This window comes from Bacteroides sp. AF20-13LB, from assembly GCF_003603065.1.
GTDB classification, from domain to species: Bacteria; Bacteroidota; Bacteroidia; order Bacteroidales; family Bacteroidaceae; genus Bacteroides; species Bacteroides uniformis.
Genome location: NZ_QTMH01000012.1, coordinates 168,879 through 195,876, shown reverse-complemented (window position 1 = coordinate 195,876; position 26,998 = coordinate 168,879). Strand labels below are relative to the sequence as shown.

Below are 26,998 nucleotides of genomic sequence, written 5' to 3'. Positions count from 1 at the left end.
CGCTCCGCAACCTCCACGTAACGGCAACCCTCTACTTTTGCGGCAGATTATTAACAGATAATAACAAGTATGAAACAGATTTTGAGAGCATTCTTATTCTTACTCCTATTCACCGCCACCGTCAATACGGCCATTGCCGACGAAAAAGCAAATGTCACGAAACAAGGAACTGTACGTGGACGCATCATCGACGCCACTAAACAAACTCTCCCGGGCGCATCCATCTACATCGAGAAACTACACACTGGCGTGACGAGCGACGTCAACGGCTTCTACACTTTCTCTAACCTTGACCCGGGAACCTATACAGTAAAGGTGAGCTACGTGGGCTACTCTCCCGTAGAACTGAAAATCACCATCCCCGCAGGCCGTACACTGGAAAAAGACGTCGTACTGAACGAAGGCGTGGAGTTGCAGGAAGTGGTGGTAGGCGGCGCCTTCCAGGGACAGCGCCGTGCCATCAACTCACAGAAAAACAACATGGGGATTACGAATGTAGTCTCTGCCGACCAGGTAGGCAAGTTCCCCGACTCCAACATCGGTGACGCCCTTAAACGCATCTCCGGCATCAACGTGCAGTACGACCAAGGCGAGGCACGCTTCGGGCAAGTGCGGGGCACGAGTGCTGACCTCAGCTCCGTCACCATCAACGGCAACCGCGTTCCCTCTGCCGAAGGCGATACGCGCAACGTACAGCTCGACCTCATTCCGGCAGACATGATTCAGACCATCGAAGTGAACAAGGTAGTAACCGCCGATATGGACGGCGACGCCATCGGCGGCAGCATCAACCTCGTCACCAAGAACTCCCCCTACAAGCGTACCATTGCCGCCACCGCCGGAACCGGCTACAACTGGGTGAGCGAAAAGGCGCAACTGAACCTTGGCTTCACCTACGGCGACCGCTTCTTCAACGACAAACTCGGCTTGATTGTATCGGCCTCCTATCAGAACTCACCTTCTGGTTCCTACGACACCGAATTTGTATGGGAGCAGGATGACAACGGCAAGACGTACGTCAACGACTACCAAATCCGCCAATACTACGTCACCCGCGAACGCCAAAGCTACTCCGCCGCACTGGACTGGGACATCAATGCCAACCACAAACTCACCTTCAAAGGCATCTTCAACAACCGCAACGACTGGGAGAACCGCTACCGTACCACGCTGAAAGACCTTGACCCCGACGGCAACGCCACCGTACGCATACAGACCAAAGCCGGTACGCCGGACAACCGTAACGCCCGCCTGGAACGCCAGCGCACCATGGACTTTGCCCTCGGCGGCGAACACCTCTTCGGCGCCCTCTCCATGGACTGGCACGCCAGCTATGCCAAAGCCAGCGAAGAACGTCCCAACGAACGCTACATCGACTTCCAACTGAAGAAACAGAAGTTCGACATGGACCTGAGCGACGAACGCCAACCCTTTGCCAGCCCCAAAACAGGCTCTACCATGACATTGAACGATGAATTCAGCCTGAAAGAGCTGACGGAACAGCAGGAAGACATCAAGGAGCAGGACCTGAAGTTCTCCGCCAACTTCAAACTTCCCTTCAAGAACGGCAACAAGCTGAAGTTCGGCGCAAAGGTAGTGCGCAAGACCAAGGATAAAGAAGTGGACTTCTACGAATACTCTCCTCTGGACGAGGATGCCTTCATGACGAACAGCCTAGCAAATACAGTGGACCAGACCAACAAGAACTTCATGCCCAACAACAAATACCAGGCAGGCATCTACGCCAGCAAGGAATACACCGGCTCTTTAGACTTGAACAACGCTTCCCTCTTTGAGAAAGAGCAGGTACAGGAAGAACTTGCCGGAAACTTCAACGCCCGCGAAACCGTGACTTCCGGCTACCTCCGCTTCGACCAAAAACTGACAAAAGACGTGGAACTGATGACCGGACTTCGCATAGAGAACACCAACCTTGCCTATACGGGACGCACCTACGATGCCGACGAAGACCTCACCAGCAAGACCGACCGTCAGCGCAACAGCTACATCAACTTCCTGCCGTCGCTGCTCGTAAAGTGGAATGTAAACGATGACTTCAAAGTGCGCGGTTCGTTTACCCAAACCTTGTCACGCCCCAAATACTCGGCCCTCGTGCCCAGTGTGAACATCAAGCGTTCCGACAACGAAATCACCATCGGAAACCCGGAGCTGAAACCTACCGTCTCCTACAACTTCGACTTGAGTGCCGACTACTACTTCCGCAGCATCGGTCTGATAAGTGCCGGCATCTTCTACAAGAAGATAGACGACTTCATCGTAGACCAGGTGAGCACCAACTACGAATACCAGGGTAACACCTACACCCGCTTCACCCAACCCAAGAATGCGGGCAACGCCAACCTGGTAGGGGTAGAGTTATCCTACCAGCGCGACTTCAGCTTCATTGCTCCCGCTCTGAAATGTGTAGGTTTCTACGGAACGTACACCTACACCCACTCCCGTGTGGAAGACTTCAACTTCGAAGGCCGCGAGAATGAGAAAGACTTGAGCATGCCAGGCTCTCCGGAGCATACCGCAAATGCTTCCCTATACTTTGAGAAAGGTGGTCTGAATCTGCGCCTGAGCTATAACTTCGCTTCCGACTTCATCGACGAAATGGGAGAAAGCACCTTCTACGACCGCTACTACGACAAGGTGAACTATATGGACGTAAACGCCAGCTATACCTTCGGAAAGAAGTTCAAGACTACCTTCTACGCCGAAGCCAACAACCTGCTGAACCAGCCGCTACGCTACTACCAGGGCACAAAAGACCGTACCATGCAGGCAGAATACTACGGCGTGAAAGTGAATGCGGGAGTGAAGATTAATTTTTAAACAGCGAATTCTATCTCAACAAGTTATCAACATTAACTACTCAACAATTTAATAATGACAATGAAGAAAATATTCCTTTTACTGTTTATTGCCCTACTCGGCAACGCAGCCATTGCCCAAATCACCGATTACTCCATCTTCGACAAGAAGTTCAACTTCTACGTAGCCAACGACCTCGGCCGTAACGGCTACTACGACCAAAAGCCCATCGCCGAACTGATGGGACAAATGGCAGAAGAAGTAGGCCCCGAATTCGTTCTTGCCACCGGCGATGTACACCACTTTGAAGGCGTACGTAGCGTGAACGATCCGCTTTGGATGACCAACTACGAACTTATTTACAGCCACCCGGAGCTGATGATAGACTGGTTTCCCCTGCTGGGCAACCACGAATACCGCGGTAATACGCAGGCTGTGCTCGACTACAGTAATATCAGCCGCCGCTGGACCATGCCCGCCCGTTATTATACCAAGACGTTCGAGGACAACGGCGCTACCATCCGCATCCTTTGGGTAGACACCGCCCCGATGATTGACAAATACCGCAACGAAAGCGAGACCTATCCCGATGCCTGCAAGCAGGATTACCAGCAACAACTTTCCTGGATAGATTCCGTACTGACTGCCGCCAAAGAGGACTGGGTTATCGTTGCCGGACACCATCCCATCTATGCCGAAACCCCGAAGGACGAGAGCGAACGCGCGGATATGCAGGCACGTCTCGATCCCATCCTGCGCAAGCACAAGGTGGATATGTACATCTGCGGGCACATCCACAACTTCCAGCACGTACGCGTGGCAGGCAGCGACATCGACTATATCACCAATTCTGCCGGTTCGCTCGCCCGCAAGGTGAAGCCCATCGAAGGGACCGTATTCTGCAGCCCCGAACCGGGTTTCTCCATTGTATCGGCCAGCAAAAAGACACTGGAACTGCGCATGATTGACAAGAAAGGGAATGTATTGCACACGGTGACGCGCAGCAAATAATCCAAGCCGGCACGCAAGCAGGCGCATTCCCCCGAAGCCCTGCCGAACAACCACTTTCCTCCCACGAAGCAAAAGACCATGTTTCGTAGGAGGATTTTTCCATCTCATACGACAAAAACAAAGCCTATCCGCAGGAATACAAGAAAAAGCCCTATATTTGCATTTGTCAATACATAACTATGATGAAGAAGATACACTTCCTGCTACTAATCAGCCTGCTACTTGCCGCTTGCAGTGATGACGACAAAGAGAAACAACCCGCTTTTGTGACCAATATCACCATATCCGATGCCGGAAAGACCTTCAATCCCGGTGATGCCGTGACCGTCAAAGCCGACGGCTTGCAGAGCGGCGACCAAATCATATTGGACATCTACTGGCCGATAGCCGACAATCCTCTCTTTCCCGAAGGGTATTCACGCTACACACGCGCCGTTACCACGGAGCAAACCACCAACAGCATTACTTTCCTTGCCCCCGGACACTGGCCCGCCTCACGGGTAGAAATGTTCCTGGAACGGGCAGGACAGCTTCAGCCTCTCGGCCAGATTTCGGTAGCCGACGGACAATCCCCCGAAGAACCATATCTCTACGGTATCACCAACTCCCACGCCATTTACACACCGACCGTTCCCCGCGGCATCACCCGTATCGACCTGGTAACACAAGAAATATCGGAAGTAATCCAGTTCCATGACGGCGAAGATTTCTGCCTTGCCGCCAACATCCCCGGCACCAACATCCTCTGCGGGATACGGGAGAAAGACGGCAGTAGTTTCATCGACGGATACGACCTCTGCATGCACTATTGGTGTAACCCGGTAGAACGTAACGCAATTACCATCTGCTCGGACTTCAACAACACTGTTTCCCTGGAAATGGCCGGAGATAAGCTCCTCACCTACTGTAGCATCTCTTATCCGGTATATACCCGGTTGAATATGCCACCGATACATACTCCCGAAATACCATTACCGGATGGACTGAAGCCCGAATCCCTCTCACGCTATCCGGGCGTGATAGCCGACGTCCACATGCTGCTCTCGGCCAACAACGGCGACGGCACCTTCTCGCCCGTCGTGATAGACATCGCCAAAGAAAAGATGCACTGCTACGACCCCATCAAAGCCGAAGCCTTGATACCTTTCCGGATTATGGAACCATCCCCCGAAAACCCAAACAGCCTGCAATGCAAAGGAGGCTATATCGTTTCCCGTGCCAATGGTGGAGATACGCAATTCTGCTTATGGGATACTACTGCCGGAAACTTGAAAGAGCCTTTCGCCACCTACCCCAACGCCGTACGCTCCGCTGCCATGTACTACTCCAAGGACGGGCAGACAAGGAAACTCTACGTGCAGTTTGCAGGCTATCGTGAAGGCGACTTCATCGAAACTTATGATTTCCAGACAAAGGAATGGAGGATGTTTATGTTCTACGTACCGTTTGCAGAGATTTTACTGGCACGATAACCGGCTCCCTTACTGCTTTTTCTCCCGTAAGTCATCCTTGGGTATGGTCGTCTCACTGCCGTCACGCGTAGCTATGTAGTGAGGAGACATGATTTCGATGCCTGCTTCGTTGAAGGCATCCTGGATATTCTGATGCAAATCAGAGTAAATCTGGCTAAGGCTGTTGGCATCCCTGATATAGGCATTCACTTGATAAACCGGATAATAATCCTGAAGGGAAGTCTCCAATACAAACGGACGGGGATCATCTATCACTCCAGGAGTATTCAATGCAGCCTCTATCAACAGCTGATGTGTCTTCCGCCACGGAACATCGTAGCCAATACTGACCTCCGAATGGATAATCAATCCATACTCACGGGCAGACTGGCTGTAATTGACCGTATGGGAAGACATGATGAAAGAGTTCGGAATGGTCACCACCTCATTCTTCGGAGTACGGATGCGGGTGACGAGCGGTGTTTTCTCAATGATGTTGCCCGTAGTATCGTTCAGCTTGATGCGGTCACCCAGCTTGAAAGGCCGCATGTAGGTTATGACCAGTCCTGCAATGATATTGCCGATAACCGTACTGGAACCGAGCGAAACAATCAAGCCGACAAACACGGAGATTCCCTGGAAGACTCCCGACTTGGAACCCGGCAGATAAGGGTAAATCATGGCAATCATAAACGCATAAAGCAAGAAGCGCACAATATGATAGGTAGGAATGGCCCAATCCGGATAGAAGCCGTTTATCTTCAGCCGTTCAGCCTGCACCTCATTGGCAAGATAACGCACCAGTCTGACCAGATACTTCACCGCATAGCATATCACAAAGATAGTGAACAGATTGGGTATATAGTCGGCTATTCCATTCAAGATGACCTTTATAGGATTCCAAATGTAGGAGAATAATGTATAAGCCAAGCTCTTGGTCTGAGGGAAAATGGAGAATAATAACGGAACCGTCAGCAGCAACTGCAACAGCATGACTACATAACGCACCAGGTTGGCAACAAACACCAGCAGGTTGACCTGCTTCTGCGTATCCAGCAATTCATAATCCTGAATAGAGATCGGTTTCAGCTTGGTATCCTTCAGCTTCTGAATGCGTAGTTTGAGTTTTCTGAACAGCCAGTTGGTAAACTTGAACAAGAAGAACTGTCCCACAAGCACCAGGATAAAGTACAAGATACGCTTACCCAACTGCCACAAGCTATGCTCCTTCTGCATGGCTTTCAGTTTGTCCACCACGACATGCCTCTTGCTGGCGGCCAGCTGGTCGCGGGTACAGTTTTCCCACAAAGCATCCTGATCGGTAAAGGAAATGATGACCTTTTCGCCATACATCAAGTCCGTAACAATATCCGTACTCTCTAAATAAACAGAGTCCGGACGCAGATTGAAACGCGTGCCCAATGCTTCGATGACGTTGCTTACATCTTTGGCTCGCTGTTGGGGCGTATGCCCTCCACGCTTGGCATACAGATAGAACAAAGTGTCCTTCTCCACCACCACCGGAATACCCGGTGTCACCGTCCGCAACGAATCAATGCGTTGTTTCTGCAATGCCAGCTTCACCGAATCGGCCGCATAGCCCGCCAACTTCATCTGCTCCATTTCCATCCGCAGGTTCGCCTCATTCAGCCGGGCTGTTTCCAACTCCTGCCGGACAAGCGACAACTGAATCGAATCGGAGTCAGTCCTTGCCACTGTGACACTCCCCACACTATCCTCACCTAAAACACTGAGCACTTTATCTACCAACTGAGCTGACACTCCGTCTGCCAGCATCAACAGCCAACAAAGACAGAAAGCACGGATAACCTTCATATATAAACTTCTTGATTTGATTCTTTAATTATGCAAATATACCCAATAAATGCTTCAAACATACGGAATGTTTTTAACTTCCTATCCTAATCAACATAACTTTTTCATGCAAACATGAAAGTTCTGTATCCGGTTTGCATTATCTTTGTACTCAAAATTGACATACCTATGGATATATTGTTTCTTGTCGGAGGACTGCTCCTCATTCTTCTGGGTGCCAATGGCTTGACAGACGGTGCCGCATCCGTTGCCAAACGTTTCCATATACCGTCCATCGTCATCGGGCTTACCATTGTCGCCTTCGGTACTTCCGCACCGGAACTCACCGTCAGCATATCCTCTGCCCTAAAAGGCAGTGCAGACATTGCCATCGGCAATGTGGTGGGAAGCAATACGTTCAATACCCTGATGATTGTGGGTTGTACGGCCCTTTTTGCCCCGATAGCCATTACCCGTAACACACTGAAACGCGAAATACCCCTTTGCATCCTTTCATCCTTCGCCCTGCTGATTTGTGCCAACGACGTCTTACTGGACAGCAGTGGGGAGAACATACTCAGCATCACCGACGGCCTATTGCTGCTATGCTTCTTTACCATTTTTCTGAGTTATACTTTTGCCATTGCAAAAAGGGATGGAAGTATGAAGGAACCGGAAAAGGAGCACTTACAGGAAGAAGACGAAATCAGGCTGTTACCCGCGTGGAAATCCGCCCTATACATTCTCGGCGGACTTGCCGGCCTCATCATCGGAGGTAATTTCTTTGTAGACGGTGCCAGCGGCATAGCCCGCGGATTGGGTGTCAGCGAATCCATCATCGGTCTCACGCTCGTAGCAGGCGGCACTTCATTACCCGAACTCGCCACCTCCATCGTAGCCGCCTTGAAGAAAAACCCCGAAATAGCCATCGGAAACGTCATCGGAAGTAATCTCTTCAATATATTCTTCGTACTGGGTTGTTCGGCCTCCATCACTCCACTGCGTCTGACGGGCATCACCAATTTCGATTTGTGGGTACTCGTAGGGTCCAGCATCCTGCTTTGGCTGTTCGGTATCTTTTTCGGGAAACGCATCATCACCCGGGTGGAAGGAAGCATTCTGATTCTCTGCTACATTGCCTACACAGCGGTACTGATATACAACCTCTAACAGCAAATTTACAAACACCCTACGCGGTATTTTAAAGATTATCACGTATTTTTAAATAAGGCAAGCTGTACCTCGGCATAAAAAATAAGCAAGCTTATTTTGTTCTGCTCTCAGTTTGCATTACCTTTGTGGTCTCAATATTGAACAACTATGGCAATTACAATCAAGAAAGTAACCACAAGACGGGAACTGGAGCGCTTTATCCGTTTCAACTACCTGCTATACAAAAACAACCCTTATTCCGTCCCCGACCTTTTCGATGACATGCTCAACACCTTCAACAAGAAGAAAAACGCTGCATTCGAATTTTGTGAAGCCGACTATTTCCTGGCTTATCGGGAAGGTAAAATCGTAGGACGTGTAGCTGCCATCATCAACCACAAGGCAAACCAAACCTGGAACAAAAAGGAAGTCCGCTTCGGCTGGATAGACTTCATCGATGATGCGGAAGTCTCCGATGCCCTGATTCGCACCGTGGAAGAATGGGGAAAAGAACGGGGAATGACACATATACAAGGCCCGCTGGGATTCACAGATTTCGATGCCGAAGGTATGCTCATCGAAGGATTCGACCAGCTCAGCACCATGGCCACCATTTATAACTATCCCTACTATCCGCAACATCTGGAACGCATGGGCTTTGAGAAGGATGCCGATTGGGTGGAGTACAAAATCTACATTCCCGACGCCATACCCGACAAGCACAAGCGCATCTCCGACCTCATCCAGCGCAAGTATAACCTCAAGGTAAAGAAATACACATCTGCCAAGAAGATTGCCCAAGACTACGGTCAGGCCATCTTCGAACTGATGAACGAAGCCTATCAGCCACTCTATGGCTATTCTGCACTGAGCCAACGGCAGATTGACCAATACGTCAAGATGTACCTGCCCATCCTCGACCTACGCATGGTGACATTGATTACCGATGCCGATGACCAGCTGCTTGCCGTAGGCATTTCCATGCCGTCACTCGCCGAAGCGTTGCAAAAAGCCCACGGGCGCCTGCTTCCTATGGGTTGGTATCACCTGGCCAAGACCATCTTCTTGAAGAAATATCCCAAGATGCTCGATTTGCTGCTGGTTGCCGTGAAACCGGAGTATCAGAACAAGGGGGTAAATGCATTGTTGTTCTCCGACCTTATCCCCGTCTATCAGCAACTTGGTTTCGAGTATGCCGAGAGTAATCCGGAGCTGGAGCTGAACGGCAAGGTGCAAGCGCAGTGGGAGTACTTCAAGACGGAACAGCATAAACGGAGAAGATGCTTTGTGAAAGGAATAAAATAAGTTCTAAATCCAGAATATAAGCTTGTCAGAAGTCCATAAAAGACATTATTTTTTTGCGAACCCCCGAATTTCTCATTACCTTTGTCGCAATGCGCAATATGAAGGAATAACGTACTTATGGAAGATAACAACAATATGACCCTGCCGCTGGAAGAAGCAGACAACAATATCACAGAGAGCCCCGTTTCCAGCGTGGAATATACCGACGACAACATCCGCCACCTGGACGACATGGAGCATATCCGTGTCCGTTCCGGTATGTACATAGGCCGTCTGGGCGACGGCTCACAGAACGATGACGGCATCTATGTGTTGCTGAAAGAAGTGATGGACAACAGCATCGACGAGTTCAAGATGGGTGCCGGAAAGCGTATAGAAGTGACTATAGAAGACAGTCTGCGTGTCAGCGTACGCGACTATGGACGAGGCATTCCGCAAGGCAAACTGGTAGAGGCGGTCAGCAAACTGAATACCGGGGGTAAATATGACTCGAAGGCTTTCAAGAAAAGTGTCGGACTGAACGGCGTAGGTATCAAGGCAGTCAATGCGCTGAGCAGCCGCTTCGAAGTACGCAGCTACCGCGACGGCAAGGTACGTATCGCCATCTTTGAAAAAGGAACGCTGTTGAGTGATGTGACCGAAGACTCGACAGAAGAAAGCGGAACCTATATCTTCTTCGAACCGGACGCCACACTCTTCTTGAACTATTCCTTCCAGAACCAGTTCGTAGAAACCCTGCTGCGCAACTACACCTACCTGAATACGGGCCTCACCTTCATTTACAACGGCCAGCGCATCGTTTCCCGCCACGGGCTGGAGGACTTGCTGAAAGACAACATGACCAGCGAAGGCCTTTACGACATCATCCACCTGAAAGGAGAGGACATCGAGATTGCCTTCACACACACCAACCAATACGGCGAAGAGTACTACTCCTTTGTCAACGGGCAACACACCACCCAAGGCGGCACACACCAGACTGCCTTGAAGGAACACATTGCCCGTACCATCAAGGAGTTCTACAACAAGAACCAGGAATATGCCGACATCCGCAACGGACTGGTAGCCGCCATTGCCATCGACGTGGAGGAACCCATGTTCGAGAGCCAGACCAAAACGAAACTGGGCAGCAACAACATGTGGCCTGCCGCGCCGCAGGAACACAAGCCCGCCGGCCCCACGGTGAACAAATACGTAGGAGACTTCATCAAGACGGAAGTGGACAACTACCTCCACAAGAACCCGCTTGTGGCCGAAGTGATGCTGCAAAAGATACAAGACTCCGAGAAAGAGCGCAAAGCCATTGCCGGCGTCACCAAGCTGGCACGCGAACGCGCCAAGAAAGCCAACCTGCACAACCGCAAGCTGCGCGACTGCCGCTACCACTTGAGTGACGGTAAAGGCAAAGACCAGGAAACCGAATCCTGCATCTTCATTACCGAGGGAGACTCCGCCAGCGGTTCCATCACCAAGAGCCGCGACGTGAATACCCAAGCAGTATTCAGCCTGCGTGGTAAACCGCTAAATTCCTACGGACTCACCAAGAAAGTAGTTTATGAAAACGAAGAATTCAACTTGCTTCAAGCAGCCTTGAATATAGAAGACGGCATAGAGACACTGCGCTACAACAAAGTCATCGTAGCTACCGATGCCGATGTGGACGGCATGCACATCCGCCTGCTCATCATCACCTTCTTCCTGCAGTTCTTCCCCGACCTGATAAAGAAAGGGCATGTATATATCCTGCAAACCCCTCTCTTCCGCGTGCGCAACAAAAAGAAGACAAGTTATTGCTATACAGAGGAGGAACGTGTGAAAGCCATTGAAGAACTGGGTCCCAACCCCGAAATCACCCGATTCAAAGGTCTGGGAGAAATCTCGCCCGACGAGTTCAAGCATTTTATCGGCAAGGATATGCGTCTGGAACAAGTGTCCCTGCGCAAGACAGACCTCGTAAAAGAGCTGCTGGAATTCTACATGGGTAAGAATACCATGGAACGACAAAACTTTATTATCAACAACTTGGTTATAGAAGAAGATTTGGCATCATGAGAAGAGCTATCTTTCCGGGAACATTCGACCCGTTTACTATCGGACACTCTTCGGTAGTGAGCCGTGCACTGACTTTTATAGACGAAATCGTCATAGGCATCGGCATCAATGAAAATAAGAATACGTATTTCCCCTTGGAAAAGCGCGAACAAATGATACGAGACTACTACCGGAACGAGCCGCGCATCATTGTGCAGTCCTATGACTGCCTGACTATCGACTTTGCCCGGCAGGTAGATGCCAGTCTGATAATACGCGGCATACGCACCGTGAAGGATTTCGAATACGAGGAAACCATTGCCGACATCAACCGCAAACTGACCGGCATAGAAACCATCCTGCTCTTCACCGAGCCGGAACTTACCTGCGTCAGTTCCACCACCGTGCGCGAACTGCTGCAATACGGCAAGGACATAAGCATGTTCATACCGGAGGGAATGGAGATTAGGGATTAAGGATAAAGGATTAGGGATTAAGGATAAAGGATTAGGGATTAAAATGGAAATGATGAAAAAACTATTTACTATTATAATATGTATATGCGCGGTGACGGCACAAGCGCAAAAGCCGAACAATGAAGCCCTGCGCAAACTGCAAATGGCAGAGTTTGCCATCACCAACCTTTATGTGGACAAGGTGGATGAAGACAAGCTGGTGGAAGAAGCCATCATCAAGATGCTGGCACAACTCGACCCGCACTCCACCTACAACAACGCCGAAGAAGTGAAGAAGATGAACGAGCCGTTGCAAGGCAATTTCGAGGGCATCGGCGTACAGTTTCAGATGATAGAAGATACCCTGCTTGTGATACAACCCGTGAGCAACGGACCTTCCGAGAAGGTGGGCATCCTTGCCGGCGACCGTATCGTAGCCGTCAATGACAGCGCCATTGCCGGAGTAAAAATGAGCACGGAAGATATTATGAGCCGCCTGCGCGGACCGAAAGACTCGGAAGTGAAACTCACCATCGTGCGCCGTGGCGTGGACGACCAGCTGTACTTCACCGTGAAGCGTGACAAAATTCCCATCCTCAGCCTGGACGCATCTTACATGATACAACCCAAAACCGGCTATATCCGTATCAACCGCTTCGGGGCAACCACCGCCGAAGAGTTTGCAGAAGCCCTGAAAAGCCTGCAAAAGAAAGGAATGAAAGACCTCATCCTCGACCTGCAAGGAAATGGAGGAGGGTATCTGAATGCCGCCATCGACCTTGCCAACGAATTTCTGAAGCAAAAAGAACTCATCGTCTACACCGAAGGAAGGGCCGCACGCCGCAGTGATTTCTTTGCCAAAGGTACGGGCAACTTCAAGAACGGCCGTCTCATCATATTGGTGGACGAGTACTCCGCTTCTGCCAGTGAAATCGTGACCGGAGCCATCCAGGACTGGGACAGAGGCGTGGTAGTAGGACGCCGCACCTTCGGCAAGGGATTAGTACAGCGTCCTATCGACCTGCCGGACGGTTCCATGATTCGCCTCACTATCGCCCGCTACTATACTCCTTCGGGCCGTTGTATCCAGAAGCCTTACGACAGCACCGCCAACCTCGACGGCCGCCTAACCGGCGAGAACAGTCAGGATAAGTATAACCAGGAACTGATAGACCGCTTCAATCATGGAGAAATGATTCATGCGGACAGTATCCATTTTGCCGACTCCCTGAAAGCACAGACCAAGCGTATGGGACGTACCGTTTACGGAGGTGGAGGTATCATGCCCGACTTCTTCGTCCCCATCGACACTACCCAGTACACAGACTATCACCGCAACCTCGTAGCCAAAGGCGTGGTTATCAAAGCCACTACCGGCTACATCGAGAAGCACCGGAAGGAGTTGCAGAACAAATACAAGAAATTCGAAGCCTTCAACGAGAAGTTCGAGATAGACGATAACTTCCTTGCCGAAATACGTACGCTTGCCGACAAAGAGAAAATCAAGTTTGACGAGAAACAGTACAACCAATCCCTACCGCTCATCAAGACACAACTTAAAGCCTTGATAGCCCGTGACCTATGGGACATGAACGAATACTTCCAGGTGATGAACAGCACGAACCAGAGCGTGCAGCAAGCTCTAAAAGTGTTGAACGAAGGCATCTACAGCACTATTATCCAATAGCCGACTTGAAACAAACTTAGGCGCGGATTATGCGGATTTAGTTTATCTAACTCCGCGTATTCCGCGTAATTCGCGCCTAAAATCATTCTCCGAACAGCCACTTATTCAGCCACTTGTTGACGTAGATGTTGACCACAGCACATCCAGCACCGATTGCAGCCCCCGCCAACACATCCGACGGATAATGCACTCCCTCGTTCATACGGGAAACTCCCACGGAACAAGCCCACAGGGCAGACGGAGCTATCACATACCATTTAGGATACTTTACACTGAGCGAGGTGGCAAGGGCAAAAGCCGTCGCCGTATGTCCAGAAGGAAAAGACGGGCTGCCTTCATGGCTATATGCATGCACTCTGTCGGGATATTTATCATAAGGACGCTCACGGTCCACCAGATATTTCATTCCATAAGTCACAACAAAAGCCCCCGCTACACTTGTACCTACGTAGACCGCATCTTTCAGCAAACCCTTATCATGTTTTATCCAAGCGGCAACCGCCATCGCCACCGGAACACCGACAGCAACATAGGGCTCCGAACGTGAAATTATCTTATTATAGTTACGGACAAACTTGCCATCCCAACTGTTAACCCGGTGCAAAGTGTTAATATCCCAATTCTGTGCCGAAAGACCGGATACAACAAGGCAGATAAAATATACAAAAAAAATAGCCTTTTTCATAAGTCCTTTATATTAGTTTGACGCAAAGATAGGACAAATAGATAGAGTTTTCACAAAAAAATTCTATCTTTGTTGCCACATTTATAATAATTCGCTAATCATTTCATGAGACAGGAAACTTGCTGCAACCGACAGATTGATTGTATGGTATGTCCCCAAAAATCAGAAGGAGTATTGGTTTACCGCCACTACCCCAAGGGACAACATTTCTCTGCTGAAAAGTGCACACAGAACTGCATGATATTTATGCTGAAAGGTGAATTACTTGTAAACAGTGACGAATATCCGGGCACCACTCTCCAAAGCCGCCAGCTCATCTTGCAAGCCATCGGCTCCAAAGTAGAACTCCTGGCTTTGACCGAAGTGGAATATATTGTCTATTGGTTCACCGAGCTTCCTCTGATTTGCGAAGAGCGCTACAAGGAGATACTGAAACGCTCGGAAGCCCCCTTGACTTATACCCCGCTTACCGCGATTTCCATGCTCGAAGGGCTCCTGAAAAGCCTTGCCTGCTACCTCAACGAGCAACCCTATGCGTGCAGCAAATACATTGAAATGAAATGCCAGGAATTGGTATACATATTGACATGCTACTATCCGCTACACCAAATCAGTACATTCTTCTACCCCATCAGCACTTATACGGAAAGCTTCCAATATTTCGTCATGCAGAACTACGACAAGGTGAAGAATGTGGAAGAGTTTGCCCACCTCGGCGGATATACCACTACCACATTCCGCCGTCTGTTTAAAAATATGTATGGGGTCCCGGTCTATGAATGGATTCTGGACAAGAAACGTGAAGGAATTCTGAACGACCTGCAATACACCAAACAACGCATTTCAATCATCAGCGCCCGCTATGGCTTTGATTCCCTATCCCACTTTGCCCACTTCTGCAAAGACTCTTTCGGAGACACGCCTCGCGCCCTGAGAAAACGCTTGGCAAACGGAGAAAAGATTTCCATCATATGCAAAGAGCAAGGCAAAGACCAGGAGGACGAGTAAACCTTTTACTTGTCCGCAAACTTCGCATTCTGCCGGATTACGGAATTATTTCTTTAATCGCTTGCTTTATCGCTGGATTTCTCCTATTTTTGCGAAACATTTACAGAAGTATCCTGATAGAACAAATTTTCAAACTATTAAATAACTTAAATTCAATCATTTATGTGGTTAAGTAATTCATCTGTAGGAAGGAAAGTGGTGATGAGCGTTACCGGTATCGCCCTTGTCCTGTTTCTGACATTTCACATGGCGATGAACCTGGTTGCATTAGTCTCGGCTAATGGCTACAACATGGTTTGTGAGTTCCTGGGAGCAAACTGGTACGCATTGGTGGCTACGGTAGGTCTGGCTGCCTTATTCATCATCCACATCATCTACGCTTTCTGGCTGACTATGCAGAACCGTAAGGCACGTGGTAGCGAACGCTATGCCGTTACGGAAAAGCCCAAGACTGTGGAATGGGCTTCTCAGAACATGCTCGTACTGGGTATCATCGTAATCGTGGGTTTGGGCCTGCACCTGGTAAACTTCTGGGCTAAAATGCAGCTTCCCGAGTTGATGCACAACATGGGCATGCATGCCGACACCCTCACGCTGGCATATGCAGCCAACGGTGTCTATCACATTCAAAACACCTTCAGCAATCCGGTATTCGTAGTGCTTTACCTCGTTTGGCTGGGCGCATTGTGGTTCCACCTCACTCACGGTTTCTGGAGCTCCATGCAGTCTTTGGGCTGGAACAACAAAGTATGGATTAACCGTTGGAAATGTATCTCCAACATCTATTCTACTATCGTTGTCCTCTGCTTCGCTCTGGTAGTTGTCGTATTCTTTGCAAAATCATTGTGCGGCGCTTGCTAAATTCAAATTGTAAATGACTAAATTGTAAATTGCATTATGACTAAGATAGATTCTAAAATACCGGAAGGACCGGTGGCTGAGAAATGGACCAATTATAAGGCTCACCAAAAATTAGTAAACCCTGCCAACAAACGTCGTCTGGACATCATCGTAGTAGGAACCGGACTTGCCGGTGCCAGTGCTGCCGCCTCTCTGGGCGAAATGGGTTTCAGAGTATTCAACTTCTGCATCCAGGACTCTCCGCGCCGTGCACACTCCATCGCTGCACAAGGTGGTATCAATGCTGCTAAGAATTACCAAAACGACGGTGACTCTGTATACCGTCTGTTCTACGATACAGTAAAGGGTGGCGACTACCGTGCCCGCGAAGCCAACGTTTACCGTCTGGCTGAAGTATCCAACAATATTATCGACCAATGCGTTGCACAAGGTGTTCCTTTCGCCCGCGAATACGGCGGTACACTGGACAACCGTTCTTTCGGTGGTGCTCAGGTATCCCGTACTTTCTATGCCAAGGGTCAGACCGGACAGCAGCTGTTGCTGGGTGCATACTCTGCATTGAGCCGCCAGGTGAACGTAGGCACTGTGAAACTGTATACCCGCTACGAAATGGAAGACGTTGTCCTCATTGACGGACGTGCCCGCGGTATCATTGCAAAGAACCTCGTTACCGGTAAATTGGAACGTTTTGCCGCCCACGCTGTGGTAATCGCTACCGGTGGTTACGGCAATGCCTACTTCCTTTCTACCAATGCAATGGCATGTAACTGCTCTGCAGCAATGGCTTGCTACCGTAAAGGTGCCTGGTTTGCCAACCCTGCTTACGTACAGATTCACCCCACTTGTATCCCGGTTCACGGTGACAAGCAGTCTAAGCTGACTTTGATGTCCGAATCTCTGCGTAACGATGGTCGTATCTGGGTTCCGAAGAAGCTGGAAGATGCCAAGAAACTGCAGGAAGGTACACTGCAAGGAAAAGATATTCCCGAGGAAGACCGCGACTACTACCTGGAACGCCGTTATCCGGCATTCGGTAACCTCGTTCCGCGTGACGTTGCCAGCCGCGCTGCCAAAGAACGCTGCGACAAGGGCTTCGGCGTGAACAACACCGGTCTTGCCGTATTCCTTGACTTCTCCGAAGCTATCAACCGTCTGGGTAAAGATGTCGTTGCACAACGTTACGGCAACCTCTTCGATATGTATGAAGAAATCACTGATGTCAGCCCATACGAAAACCCGATGATGATTTATCCGGCTATCCACTATACCATGGGTGGTATCTGGGTTGACTACGAACTGATGACCTCCATCAAGGGACTGTTCGCCATCGGTGAATGTAACTTCTCCGACCACGGTGCAAACCGCCTCGGTGCTTCCGCCCTGATGCAAGGTCTGGCCGATGGTTACTTCGTATTGCCTTACACTATCCAGAACTATCTGGCCGACCAGATTACAGTTCCCCGTTTCTCTACCGACCTGCCCGAATTTGCAGCTGCAGAAAAGGCCGTTCAGGAGAAGATTGACTGGATGATGAACATCAAGGGTAAGAAGTCTGTAGACTCTATCCACAAGGAACTGGGCCACATTATGTGGGAATATGTAGGTATGGGACGTACGGCCGAAGGCTTGAAGGAAGGTCTGAAGAAGCTGAAAGAAGTCCGCAAGGAGTTCGAGAAAGAACTGTTCATCCCGGGCGACAAGGAAGGTATGAATGTAGAACTCGACAAGGCTATCCGTCTGTACGACTTCATCACTATGGGCGAGCTGGTTGCTTACGATGCACTGAACCGTAACGAAAGCTGCGGCGGTCACTTCCGTGAAGAATATCAGACTGAAGAAGGCGAAGCCAAGCGTGACGATGAAAACTACTTCTACGTGGCTTGCTGGGAATATCAGGGTTCTGACGAAAAGGAACCGGTATTGCTGAAAGAGCCGCTGGTTTACGAAGCAATCAAGGTACAGACTCGTAACTACAAGAGCTAATCGGGAAGTTGAACATTTAAAGAATTAAAGAAAATGGATAAAAATATATCATTTACGCTCAAGGTATGGCGCCAGAAGGGTCCGAAAGCAAAAGGCGCTTTTGAAACATACCAAATGAAAGATATCCCGGGCGATACTTCATTCCTCGAAATGCTGGATATCTTGAACGAACAGCTGATTTCTGAAGGTAAAGAACCGGTTGTATTCGACCACGACTGCCGCGAAGGTATCTGCGGTATGTGTTCGCTCTACATCAACGGACATCCCCACGGTCCTGCAACCGGCGCTACGACTTGCCAGATTTATATGCGTCGTTTCAACGACGGCGATACCATCACTGTTGAACCGTGGCGCTCTGCCGGTTTCCCGGTTATCAAGGACTTGATGGTCGACCGTACGGCCTACGACAAGATTATGCAGGCAGGCGGCTACGTCAGCGTACGTACCGGTGCTCCCCAGGATGCCAACGCTATCCTGATTCCGAAGCCCATCGCTGACGAGGCTATGGATGCTGCCAGCTGTATCGGTTGTGGTGCTTGTGTGGCTGCTTGTAAGAACGGTTCTGCTATGCTGTTCGTTTCTGCCAAGGTGAGCCAGCTGAACCTGTTGCCCCAAGGCAAACCGGAAGCATTGCGCCGTGCCAAGGCTATGTTGAGCAAGATGGACGAACTCGGTTTCGGTAACTGTACAAACACTCGTGCGTGCGAAGCTGAATGCCCGAAGAATGTTTCCATCAGCAACATTGCTCGCCTGAACCGCGACTTTATCATTGCGAAACTGAAAGACTAATCCGGTCTTTCTGCAAATAATATAGGATGCGCTTCGGATAAACCTTTTGAGCAAGCTCAGATTTATCACTCAGCTTTCACTATATTTGATTAATATCACAAGAAACTCCTCTGCCGGGAAACCGCCGGAGGAGTTTTTTTATGACATGCCGTTTACTTCAGATAAATTGCCGGCACGCAAGCTACGGGGAGAAGCCCCGAAATTCTTTTTGCAGAAATTGGAAAAATGAGGCAGCGATTCAAAGCCATATTTATAGCAAATCTCTGATATAGAAGCATCCGTATAACGAAGTTCATAAACCACGCTTTCCTTCCTCCGTTCCATCATCCACTCGTACACCGGTTGATGAAAAACAGAATTGAATATACGCCGGAAAGTAGCTACTGTATATCCTCCCAACTGGGCAAGTTCCTCTACCGTCTTGACTTTGGCATGATTCTGCAAGACAAAGTAGTGGAAGGAATTAGTATACTGGGCAAGAGGATGTATCAGCATGGAAAGCTCATAGTCGGAGTAGTAATTTCCAAGAATGAAAGCAAGTTCTTTCCGTTTGAAACAAAGCATTTCCCGGCAAATCTTCTCCTCGGACAAATAGGCCTTGGAACTTTCCAGAAAGAGCTGCAACTCGGGAGTAATGGTCAAAGGATAGAATATCAATGGAGGGGTAACCTCTTTCATAATATGGTTATACCGGTCCTCACAGAAGAATTCAGGCTTACTGAACCGGTAACAAACGCATTCCACATCCGTCATGGCAAGTATTTCGTACTTGGAACCAATAGCTTGAAGGATGAACTCACCTGCATGCAACACAGTTCCCGCATACTCCTTACTGTTGACAAGCACTTCTCCTTTCAGCAGGAAAATTATAATATTTTCCTCACACTTTCGCGCCGGCAGATGGAATCCTCTGAGGTGGGAAGCATATATTATTGCATTGTCCACAGCCTTGGGACATTGAGCGCATTGTTTTTTACCTCTGCAAGCAGAAGAGTTGGGCATCGGCAAGTAGATTTGTTTGTTTGTTGCAGTGACAAAAATAGATAAATAATACTCATAAAAGAAACATTCCCCGAAAACTTTCATAAAGAAGTTTCGGGGAATGAATAAAATAGAAGTAATTCAGTTTTTTATTGCGGACAGTGCCGTTTTATTTTTCCACGTTCGTATCATCAGCCGTACTCCATGGACCAACTTCAGGTACAAAGGTTACTTTTGCCGCCTTATTGGCCAGCGTCAGCGTATAACGTATCTTTTTGCCTTCACCCCAGGCTTGTGTATCATTCAAGTCAATGGCGGAAGTTACAGTATCAAGAAGAACGTCTTTCTCATAGATGTCATAGACAACATTGATTTTGGCATTCGTATCCAACGTCTGGGGCATCAACATCCAGGCTGTATTCACTTCCACACCCGTTGTATTCACTTCCAATGCACCATCGTCAATCGTATGTGCATAAGTGGCTGTTCCTTCCTGTGACTTCCATATTGAATCATCAAAACCATAAGTTCCTTTATTGTGCACACCGGATATTGTAAGTGTTTTCAGTTTATAAGTCAAAGCGTCGGCTGCCTTGACAGTGAAATTTATTTGGGTCAGTATATGGCCGAATTTCAAAGATACCCCACTGGCATTTGATGCCTTGGTTGCATCCGTCACTTTCGCGGCTACCAAGTCCGTTTGGGCAGCTACATCTGCTACCGTATAAGTAATGGAAGGATATATAGCACCAGCAGCCGGTTGATTGTACGTCAAGGCTCCGGTACCCGGATTCCCGTAAGCAAAGAACTGCAAGTTATCCGTCATTGGCCAATAATATGTTCCCCCAGTCAAACTCCAGTCGGGAGCACTATAAGTTACCTTAACATCTGTCATGAATTCCTTCATCGCATCAAAAGTCGCAACGGAGGCCATTGCTGTCGCTCCCGTATTATAAGCATACACAGTGAACCCTACCTTCTGCAATTCCGGCAAATCAGTCACTGTGGCTCTCGTAGTGTTACCCACTACTGTTCCCAATTTAATCTCCGCCTTTTGTCCGGCATTCTCTATCTCCTCACTTTCCGAGCAACTCATTACTGCTGCTGCAGCCAAAGCCAAAAATAAAACCTTCTTCATAATTGTCTGTTATTAAAGTTAATATATTTATTTGTCTGTTTGCTATCAATTCACCGGTAGCTCCACATCCGTCTCATCATCCCAATCGTCCACATCGCCACCAATCCCTCCATCTCCTTCATCGGTTCCCGGTTCCAAATCATCCACTACAACCTTGTCCTCCGGTACGGGAACCTCGATATGGATTTCCGACCCAGGAACGCCCACATCAGGTTCTTCTTCGCCTCCTCCCGAGGGAGGAGCTGTTTCAATCACTTCCGTGATGTCTACCTTCACCTCTTGAACCGTTTTATCTCGTTTCACAATCTTCAGTGTCAGCAACATAGGACTATCCGCACGGGTCTTGGTATCTTTCAGTAATACAAAACTGGAGAAATACCCCCATAAAAGCCCGTTTTCACGCTTTGTATCCACACATATAGGTACCTCGCTCAAATGGCAAGCACGGTTGCCTATAAAGTAACTTCCGTTCAAGCCGTCCACATGGCAGATGATGCTCGATATTCTATCCCATCCTTCCACCTTTATATCAAAGGAATAATGGTCCACTACCGCTTCCGGCTTCCAGTCCAACGGAAGCGCCACATCACTCTGCCCTATTTCCACCTCGTCCAAAGCCACCACATACAAAGGGTCGGGCGACCAAACCATATTTTCGTGTACATCCAGCCCCGTACAGTGTCCCGTAAAAGCCTCAATCGTCTCATAACTCTCGTCGCCCCGTATCTGTATACTCTCCGTATTGAAGTTATAGGTCACCACCGCATACTTCCCCGGCGGTACCTTCACCTCACCCCCTCCGGCAGGCAGATAACTTTCAACCTTTCTCCCCTGAGTATCTTTCGGATAGAAGATAATCCGCATGGTCTGCGGCAGCTTATCCGTCACCCCTTTCCAATCCAGTTTAATCTGTACTCCGCTAACGGGATAATCATCCAGCATATCGCGGAAGTCACAGCTTCCCAGCATTGGCAACAGTCCGAAGAACAGCCAGAGAATCATATGCCGTGCATCTTTCATACCACTCATCTCCCCGACGTTAGAAGCCATACCAAAGAAATTTTTGCTTTTGTCGGCCCGATAAAGTGATACTTTCCACTACTGACCCAAACCAAGTCATTTCCATAAGAAGTATATTTCCTGTACTCCGTATCCAAGTATCCAATGCCCACACTGAATTCAATCGCCAGATGCCGAGCCAGTGGACGCACGTATCCATAAGTTATTCCTGCAGCTGCGTAATACTTCCCCCGGTATCCCTTCTCCTTTTTCAACTGAAAATCATAGGTACCTCCTTCGGCATATGCTCCCAGGAAGTGTCCGGACAATCTTCCGCGCGTATGGCGGTTTCCCAACCAGTAACGCGCCTCTGTCCCTCCCGAAAGGAGCTGATAGCAGAAATTACATCCGCTGTCAGACCACCAAGGGCATTTGTACTCAACATTCAAAGACCACCTCTTTCCCAATAGCAGCTCCACTTCTATGTTCGGAGCCAAGGCCAGGTCGTAAAGCAAATTATTTTTTAACGCCAGCACCGTTTTACAAGTATGGCTATGGGATTCTGCCGACTTATTCTGCCCTATTACCTGCCCCGACATCATGCAAAAAAGGAGTAGCCAAAAGACATATATAAAAATGCGTTTTCCCATAATTTCGCGTTGTATACAAACAAAAGTAGAAGATAATTACCGAATAAAAATCACTTTCCATCACTCTTTTCAAAGGCTGAAAGGTTCTGTGAAACGATTGAAACAGATTTGCAACTTCTGCCTTATCCGGGACGCTGTGAATAGATTCTTCTCTCTCAAAAAGTCAATCCGTGTGCGAAAACAGTAAAATTCAGTGAAAGAAATACAAAAGAAGTAGCAGGAACATTCTGAAATTTGGAAGATAACAACGGGAACCTTACATTTGTAATGTGATTTTTTTCATAGTATTAGATTTAAGGTTAACAAAGGTTGGAGTACAGCGGTACTCCTTTTTTTATGCCCATACGTTTCTCCGAATGACAAAAAATAGCTATCTTCGATGGCTTTTATAACTGTTAAAGAAGAAAACATCACCACTTGAGCCCATTATGAAAAAACCGGTACTCGCATTGCTTTCCATAATCCTACTTACCGCAGGATGTTCCCAACGGCCTGCCGCCACCACCAAGATACCCCTGACCAGCGCACACCGTGGTGCCGCCACCATCGCTCCCGAAAACACAATGGCATCCGTAGATTCGTGCATCAAATACGGTGTAGGCAATATAGAATGCGATGTCTGCATCAGTAAGGACAGTGTCTTCTACGTACTGCACGATTCCACCCTCGACCGTACCACCAACGGTACCGGCGCCATCTCCCAATGGCTGTCCACCGACATCGACACACTGGATGCCGGCTCTTGGTTTGCGCCCCGATTTGCCGGACAACGGGTACTACGCCTTACCGACCTGCTACGCAAGGCCAAAGAGCACGGTTTAAGAATCACCATCGACTACCGCAACGGCGGTCTGCACCAATTACTGAACTTGATAAAGGACGAAGGCATGCTGGAAAACTGCAACTTCACCTTCAGCAAGGAGTATCATGCCAAATGCTTCAGAAAGATGGCACCCGAGGTAAGAACCCTGCAAGCCTACATCAAAAGTGAAAAGGACATAGAGCATGTCGTAAAGGAACTGCATCCCGACATCGCTGTCGTCTGGATTGACTCCCTTACCCCGCAATTCGTAAAGAAATGCCGTGAGCACAACCTGCAGGTACTGGCACTTGTCCTGGGGCTGGACGACAAGACGGAAGAGAACCAGAAGGCAGTCGACCTGGGGGTAGACATCATAGCGACAGACCACCCGGAAAAGTTCATCATGAAATACGGGAAACCGTCCATATAAGGCAAGAGACCTGCCGCGCTCAAGTCAGCAAGTGATAGACACCACCCACCATTGCCTTGACCACTCCCTTCATCTCCAATTCAAAAAGCAAGGCACTCATCCGGTTGACGGGTATGTCCGCTTCCACCACCATCGCATTGATATGGAGGTCTCCCTGCCGCATAAGGATGCGCACAACGAGCTCCTCCTCTTCCGTCAGTTCCGGGAAGAGATTACGCTGAATACCTTTTGTCCGGGCAGGCTGCTCCGCTACGGCCCAGCCCATAATCTGCACAAACTCTTCCGCACTCTGGATAAGGGCGGCCTTGTTGTCGCGTATCAACCGGTTGCAACCGATGGAAGATTCGTCCGTAACACGTCCCGGAACGGCAAAACAGTCACGATGGTATCCCTCCGCCAACTCTGCAGTGATAAGGGAACCTCCCTTTGCGGCAGACTCCACCACAATGGTAGCATCACTCATACCCGCCACAATACGGTTACGGCTAACAAAGTTATGCTTGTCCGGATTCGTCCCGGTAAGGAATTCGGTCAGCAGTCCACCTTGTGCCAGCATGTCGATGGCTGTTTTCCGGTGGACATACGGATAGATGCGGTCCAGTCCGTGAGCAAGGACAGCAACGGTAGGGAGATGATTTGCCAAAGCGGCCCGATGGGCATGGATATCTATCCCGTAAGCCAGTCCGCTTACTACCAGCACATCGGGACAAAGAACGGCCAAATCGCGCAGGAAGTCGGCACAGAATTGCTTGCCGTAATCGGTGGCACGGCGTGTACCTACCATATCGATGACATGCAGGCGGTTGAAATCGGTGTTTCCTTTAAAGAAAAGTACAATCGGCGCATCCTCACATTCGCGCAAGCGGGAAGGGTAAGCCTCATCCTTCAACGTCAGGCAGGAAAGACGATTCTTCTCTACAAACTCCATCTCCTGCTCGGCACGCAGAAAGGCAGCGGGACAATCAAGAGCCGTCACTACCCCCGGATTCACACCGGGCATGATTTCGGGGAGCTCCTTCCGCCGACTGAATACTTCGGCAGCACTGCCCATACCCTCTATTAAACGCTTTGCCCCGATATGTCCTATACCGGGGCAAAGTGTGAGAGCTATGCTGCAAATCCGTTCGTCACTGTTCATTCCACCACAGATTACACAGATTCACACGGATTGAGATAAGGGGCAAAGAGACGGTCGAACAGTTCGCTATCGCTTAACCGTCCGTTCACCACACATACGGTTTCAACTATGCCTTTGAGACAGACTTTGCCGTCGGAAGCACGGAAGATATCTTGGTAAAAGACGTACTTGATACCCTCCTTCTTCATGTAGAGTTTGGAGACAAACTCGTCACCACTCCTCAGGGGAGTCTTGAAAGCCATATTGATACGTGCCACTACCGGGTCTACCCCCTGCTCGTGCAGTCCGGCAAAGCTGACGCCGGCACTCAACAGAAACTCATGGCGCGTATGCTCCAGATAATGCTGATAATTGGCATTATTGACGATGCCTTGCAGGTCGCATTCATAGTCGCGCACCTTCATGGGAAGTTCATAGATATAATTCATATTTACTATTGGACTATTTACTATTTGATACTTAGCCACGTTGTTTCTCCACATCCAAGCCTTTGAACTTCTTCAGTTCCTCTACGCTGACCAGCTTGTAGAGTTTGTCACTGGGACGTATTTTCACCGATTTCATCGAGAAATGCTGGCCTTTCTTTACAGTCTGCACGGGTTTCAAATCGACGCGTGCCTCGTCCAAAGTGACGAATTCGGCACCCGTTGTGGGACCCGTAATCAGCAACTTGTCGCCTACGCTCACTTCGGCTGCTTCTACCAGGAACTCTGCCACACCGATGTTTGAGAAGTAGCGGATGCCCTTACCCACATAGATTTTACGTTCCGTAGCGGCAGAGCCGTAGTTCTTGGTCCATTCGCCCAAGCGTTGTCCCAGGTAGTAGCCGTCCCAGAAACCACGATTGAAGACCGTCTTCAAACGTTCGTCCCACCGGGCAATTTTCTCATCGGTGAATGTATCGTCCAGATAGGAACGGATGGCTTCTTTGTAACACTCCACTACCGTGCGCACGTACTCGGGTCCGCGGGCACGTCCTTCTATTTTGAAAACACGAACACCTGCATCCAGCATCTTGTTCATGAAGTGGATAGTTTTTAAGTCTTTGGGGGACATGATGTATTGGTTGTCCACCTCCAATTCCACATCCGTCTCCTTGTCGCGCACCGTATAACTACGGCGGCATACCTGCATGCAAGCACCACGGTTGGCAGAGTGGTTCATCTCATGCAATGAGAGATAACACTTTCCGCTGACTGCCATGCAAAGGGCACCGTGGCAGAACATCTCTATACGTATCTGCTCTCCGCTGGGTCCACAGATATTCTCCTCACGGATATGGCGGTAGATTTCTGCCACTTGCTCCAGATTCAACTCACGCGCCAGCACCACCACATCGGCAAACTGCGCATAGAAGCGCAGGGCTTCCACGTTGCTGATGTTGAGCTGTGTGCTGAGGTGTACCTCCTGCCCTATCTGCCGGGCATAACTCATCACTGCCACATCAGCGGCAATGACTGCCGAGATGCCTGCCGCCTTTGCCGCATCTACAATGGTACGCATCAGCGGAATGTCATGGTCGTATATAATGGTATTGACGGTGAGGTAGCTCTTCATGCCATGTTCGTCGCACGTCCGGGCTATTTCCCGCAAATCGTCGATAGTGAAGGTATTTGCCGAACGGGCACGCATGTTCAGGTTCTCGATACCGAAATAGATGGAGTCGGCACCTGCTTGTATGGCTGCTGCGAGAGATTCGCGCGAGCCTACCGGTGCCATGATTTCGAAGTCACTGATTGAGTGTTTCATCATTTCTTTTTGAATTAGAGTATGCAAAGGTAGGCTTTTTTCTGTACTTTTGCGGACAAAT

21 protein-coding genes and 1 pseudogene are annotated in these 26,998 nt (G+C 49.2%); 13 read left to right on the top strand and 9 right to left on the bottom strand.

Translation table 11 applies throughout. The features are described from left to right. Positions 1–69 precede the first annotated feature (69 nt). From DWX62_RS16040 to DWX62_RS16030, 3 genes are all read left to right on the top strand, one after another. Positions 70–2,838 carry a TonB-dependent receptor gene (locus DWX62_RS16040; protein ID WP_005834321.1) on the top strand — a complete coding sequence of 923 codons (2,769 nt, stop codon included), beginning with the start codon at positions 70–72 and terminating at the stop codon, positions 2,836–2,838. A 60-nt stretch (positions 2,839–2,898) separates the two neighbouring features. Then, the gene (locus tag DWX62_RS16035) at positions 2,899–3,828 is read left to right on the top strand and encodes a metallophosphoesterase (protein ID WP_005830908.1); all 930 of its coding nucleotides are present in this window, start codon (positions 2,899–2,901) and stop codon (positions 3,826–3,828) included. A 179-nt stretch (positions 3,829–4,007) separates the two neighbouring features. Continuing rightward, positions 4,008–5,300 carry a WD40-like domain containing protein gene (locus tag DWX62_RS16030; RefSeq protein WP_057253895.1) on the top strand — a complete coding sequence of 431 codons (1,293 nt, stop codon included), beginning with the start codon at positions 4,008–4,010 and terminating at the stop codon, positions 5,298–5,300. Positions 5,301–5,309: 9 nt separating this feature from the next. Here the strand turns inward: DWX62_RS16030 and DWX62_RS16025 are convergent, their stop codons facing one another. Beyond that, on the bottom strand, positions 5,310–7,115 hold the full coding sequence (locus DWX62_RS16025; protein ID WP_005830910.1) for a mechanosensitive ion channel family protein: 1,806 nt from the start codon (positions 7,113–7,115) through the stop codon (positions 5,310–5,312). A 168-nt stretch (positions 7,116–7,283) separates the two neighbouring features. Here DWX62_RS16025 and DWX62_RS16020 point away from each other — a divergent pair, with 168 nt between their 5' ends. From DWX62_RS16020 to DWX62_RS16000, 5 genes are all read left to right on the top strand, one after another. Beyond that, complete coding sequence (locus tag DWX62_RS16020) at positions 7,284–8,264, top strand: calcium/sodium antiporter (RefSeq protein ID WP_050756856.1); 981 nt, start codon at positions 7,284–7,286, stop codon at positions 8,262–8,264. Between the two features lie 150 nt (positions 8,265–8,414). After that, positions 8,415–9,551: a hypothetical protein gene (locus DWX62_RS16015; protein WP_005830912.1), complete on the top strand. Its 1,137-nt coding sequence runs from the start codon at positions 8,415–8,417 to the stop codon at positions 9,549–9,551. A 135-nt stretch (positions 9,552–9,686) separates the two neighbouring features. Next, positions 9,687–11,603: a DNA topoisomerase IV subunit B gene (locus DWX62_RS16010; RefSeq protein WP_050756855.1), complete on the top strand. Its 1,917-nt coding sequence runs from the start codon at positions 9,687–9,689 to the stop codon at positions 11,601–11,603. After that, positions 11,600–12,058, top strand: a complete 459-nt coding sequence (gene coaD / locus DWX62_RS16005; protein ID WP_005830918.1) for a pantetheine-phosphate adenylyltransferase — start codon at positions 11,600–11,602, stop codon at positions 12,056–12,058. The genes DWX62_RS16010 and coaD overlap by 4 nt, the downstream gene beginning before the upstream one ends. Positions 12,059–12,110: 52 nt before the next feature. Further along, positions 12,111–13,724, top strand: coding sequence for a S41 family peptidase (locus tag DWX62_RS16000; protein ID WP_034529349.1), 1,614 nt, complete (start codon positions 12,111–12,113; stop codon positions 13,722–13,724). Positions 13,725–13,806: 82 nt separating this feature from the next. Here DWX62_RS16000 and DWX62_RS15995 read toward each other — a convergent pair whose 3' ends face one another. Then, positions 13,807–14,409: a phosphatase PAP2 family protein gene (locus tag DWX62_RS15995; protein WP_005830921.1), complete on the bottom strand. Its 603-nt coding sequence runs from the start codon at positions 14,407–14,409 to the stop codon at positions 13,807–13,809. A 105-nt stretch (positions 14,410–14,514) separates the two neighbouring features. On the opposite strand from DWX62_RS15995, the gene DWX62_RS15990 reads away from it, so the two are divergent. From DWX62_RS15990 to DWX62_RS15975, 4 genes are all read left to right on the top strand, one after another. Further along, on the top strand, positions 14,515–15,417 hold the full coding sequence (locus tag DWX62_RS15990) for an AraC family transcriptional regulator (RefSeq protein WP_120173012.1): 903 nt from the start codon (positions 14,515–14,517) through the stop codon (positions 15,415–15,417). 162 nt (positions 15,418–15,579) lie between these two features. Beyond that, entirely contained in the window at positions 15,580–16,278 is a 699-nt protein-coding gene (locus tag DWX62_RS15985) for a succinate dehydrogenase/fumarate reductase cytochrome b subunit (protein WP_005830923.1), read from the top strand. Between the two features lie 36 nt (positions 16,279–16,314). Next, positions 16,315–18,261 carry a fumarate reductase/succinate dehydrogenase flavoprotein subunit gene (locus tag DWX62_RS15980; protein ID WP_005830924.1) on the top strand — a complete coding sequence of 649 codons (1,947 nt, stop codon included), beginning with the start codon at positions 16,315–16,317 and terminating at the stop codon, positions 18,259–18,261. 33 nt (positions 18,262–18,294) lie between these two features. Next, positions 18,295–19,050 (top strand): succinate dehydrogenase/fumarate reductase iron-sulfur subunit, encoded by a 756-nt coding sequence (locus DWX62_RS15975; RefSeq protein WP_005830925.1) that lies wholly within the window; start codon positions 18,295–18,297, stop codon positions 19,048–19,050. Between the two features lie 138 nt (positions 19,051–19,188). On the opposite strand, the gene DWX62_RS15970 is transcribed toward DWX62_RS15975, so the two are convergent. From DWX62_RS15970 to DWX62_RS15955, 4 genes and pseudogenes are all read right to left on the bottom strand, one after another. Beyond that, positions 19,189–20,052, bottom strand: a complete 864-nt coding sequence (locus tag DWX62_RS15970; RefSeq protein WP_005834297.1) for a helix-turn-helix transcriptional regulator — start codon at positions 20,050–20,052, stop codon at positions 19,189–19,191. A 148-nt stretch (positions 20,053–20,200) separates the two neighbouring features. Further along, positions 20,201–21,169 carry a fimbrillin family protein gene (locus DWX62_RS15965; RefSeq protein ID WP_120173011.1) on the bottom strand — a complete coding sequence of 323 codons (969 nt, stop codon included), beginning with the start codon at positions 21,167–21,169 and terminating at the stop codon, positions 20,201–20,203. Positions 21,170–21,214: 45 nt separating this feature from the next. Beyond that, the gene (locus tag DWX62_RS15960) at positions 21,215–22,219 is read right to left on the bottom strand and encodes a DUF5119 domain-containing protein (RefSeq protein ID WP_120173010.1); all 1,005 of its coding nucleotides are present in this window, start codon (positions 22,217–22,219) and stop codon (positions 21,215–21,217) included. After that, positions 22,195–22,761 (bottom strand): annotated as a pseudogene (locus tag DWX62_RS15955) (DUF3575 domain-containing protein); the annotation flags it as partial. The pseudogene DWX62_RS15955 and the gene DWX62_RS15960, both read right to left, overlap by 25 nt. Positions 22,762–23,246: 485 nt before the next feature. On the opposite strand from DWX62_RS15955, the gene DWX62_RS15950 reads away from it, so the two are divergent. Next, positions 23,247–24,050: a glycerophosphodiester phosphodiesterase family protein gene (locus DWX62_RS15950; protein ID WP_008662450.1), complete on the top strand. Its 804-nt coding sequence runs from the start codon at positions 23,247–23,249 to the stop codon at positions 24,048–24,050. Positions 24,051–24,069: 19 nt separating this feature from the next. Here the strand turns inward: DWX62_RS15950 and dprA are convergent, their stop codons facing one another. The 3 genes from dprA to DWX62_RS15935 are packed head-to-tail and all read right to left on the bottom strand — an operon-like array spanning position 24,070 to position 26,940. After that, entirely contained in the window at positions 24,070–25,188 is a 1,119-nt protein-coding gene (gene dprA / locus DWX62_RS15945; RefSeq protein ID WP_120173009.1) for a DNA-processing protein DprA, read from the bottom strand. A gap of 11 nt (positions 25,189–25,199) precedes the next feature. Beyond that, a complete protein-coding gene (locus DWX62_RS15940; RefSeq protein WP_005834284.1) occupies positions 25,200–25,616 on the bottom strand; it encodes an acyl-CoA thioesterase in 417 nt (138 codons plus the stop codon). Positions 25,617–25,647: 31 nt separating this feature from the next. After that, entirely contained in the window at positions 25,648–26,940 is a 1,293-nt protein-coding gene (locus DWX62_RS15935) for a peptidase U32 family protein (protein ID WP_005830944.1), read from the bottom strand. Positions 26,941–26,998: the final 58 nt, after the last annotated feature.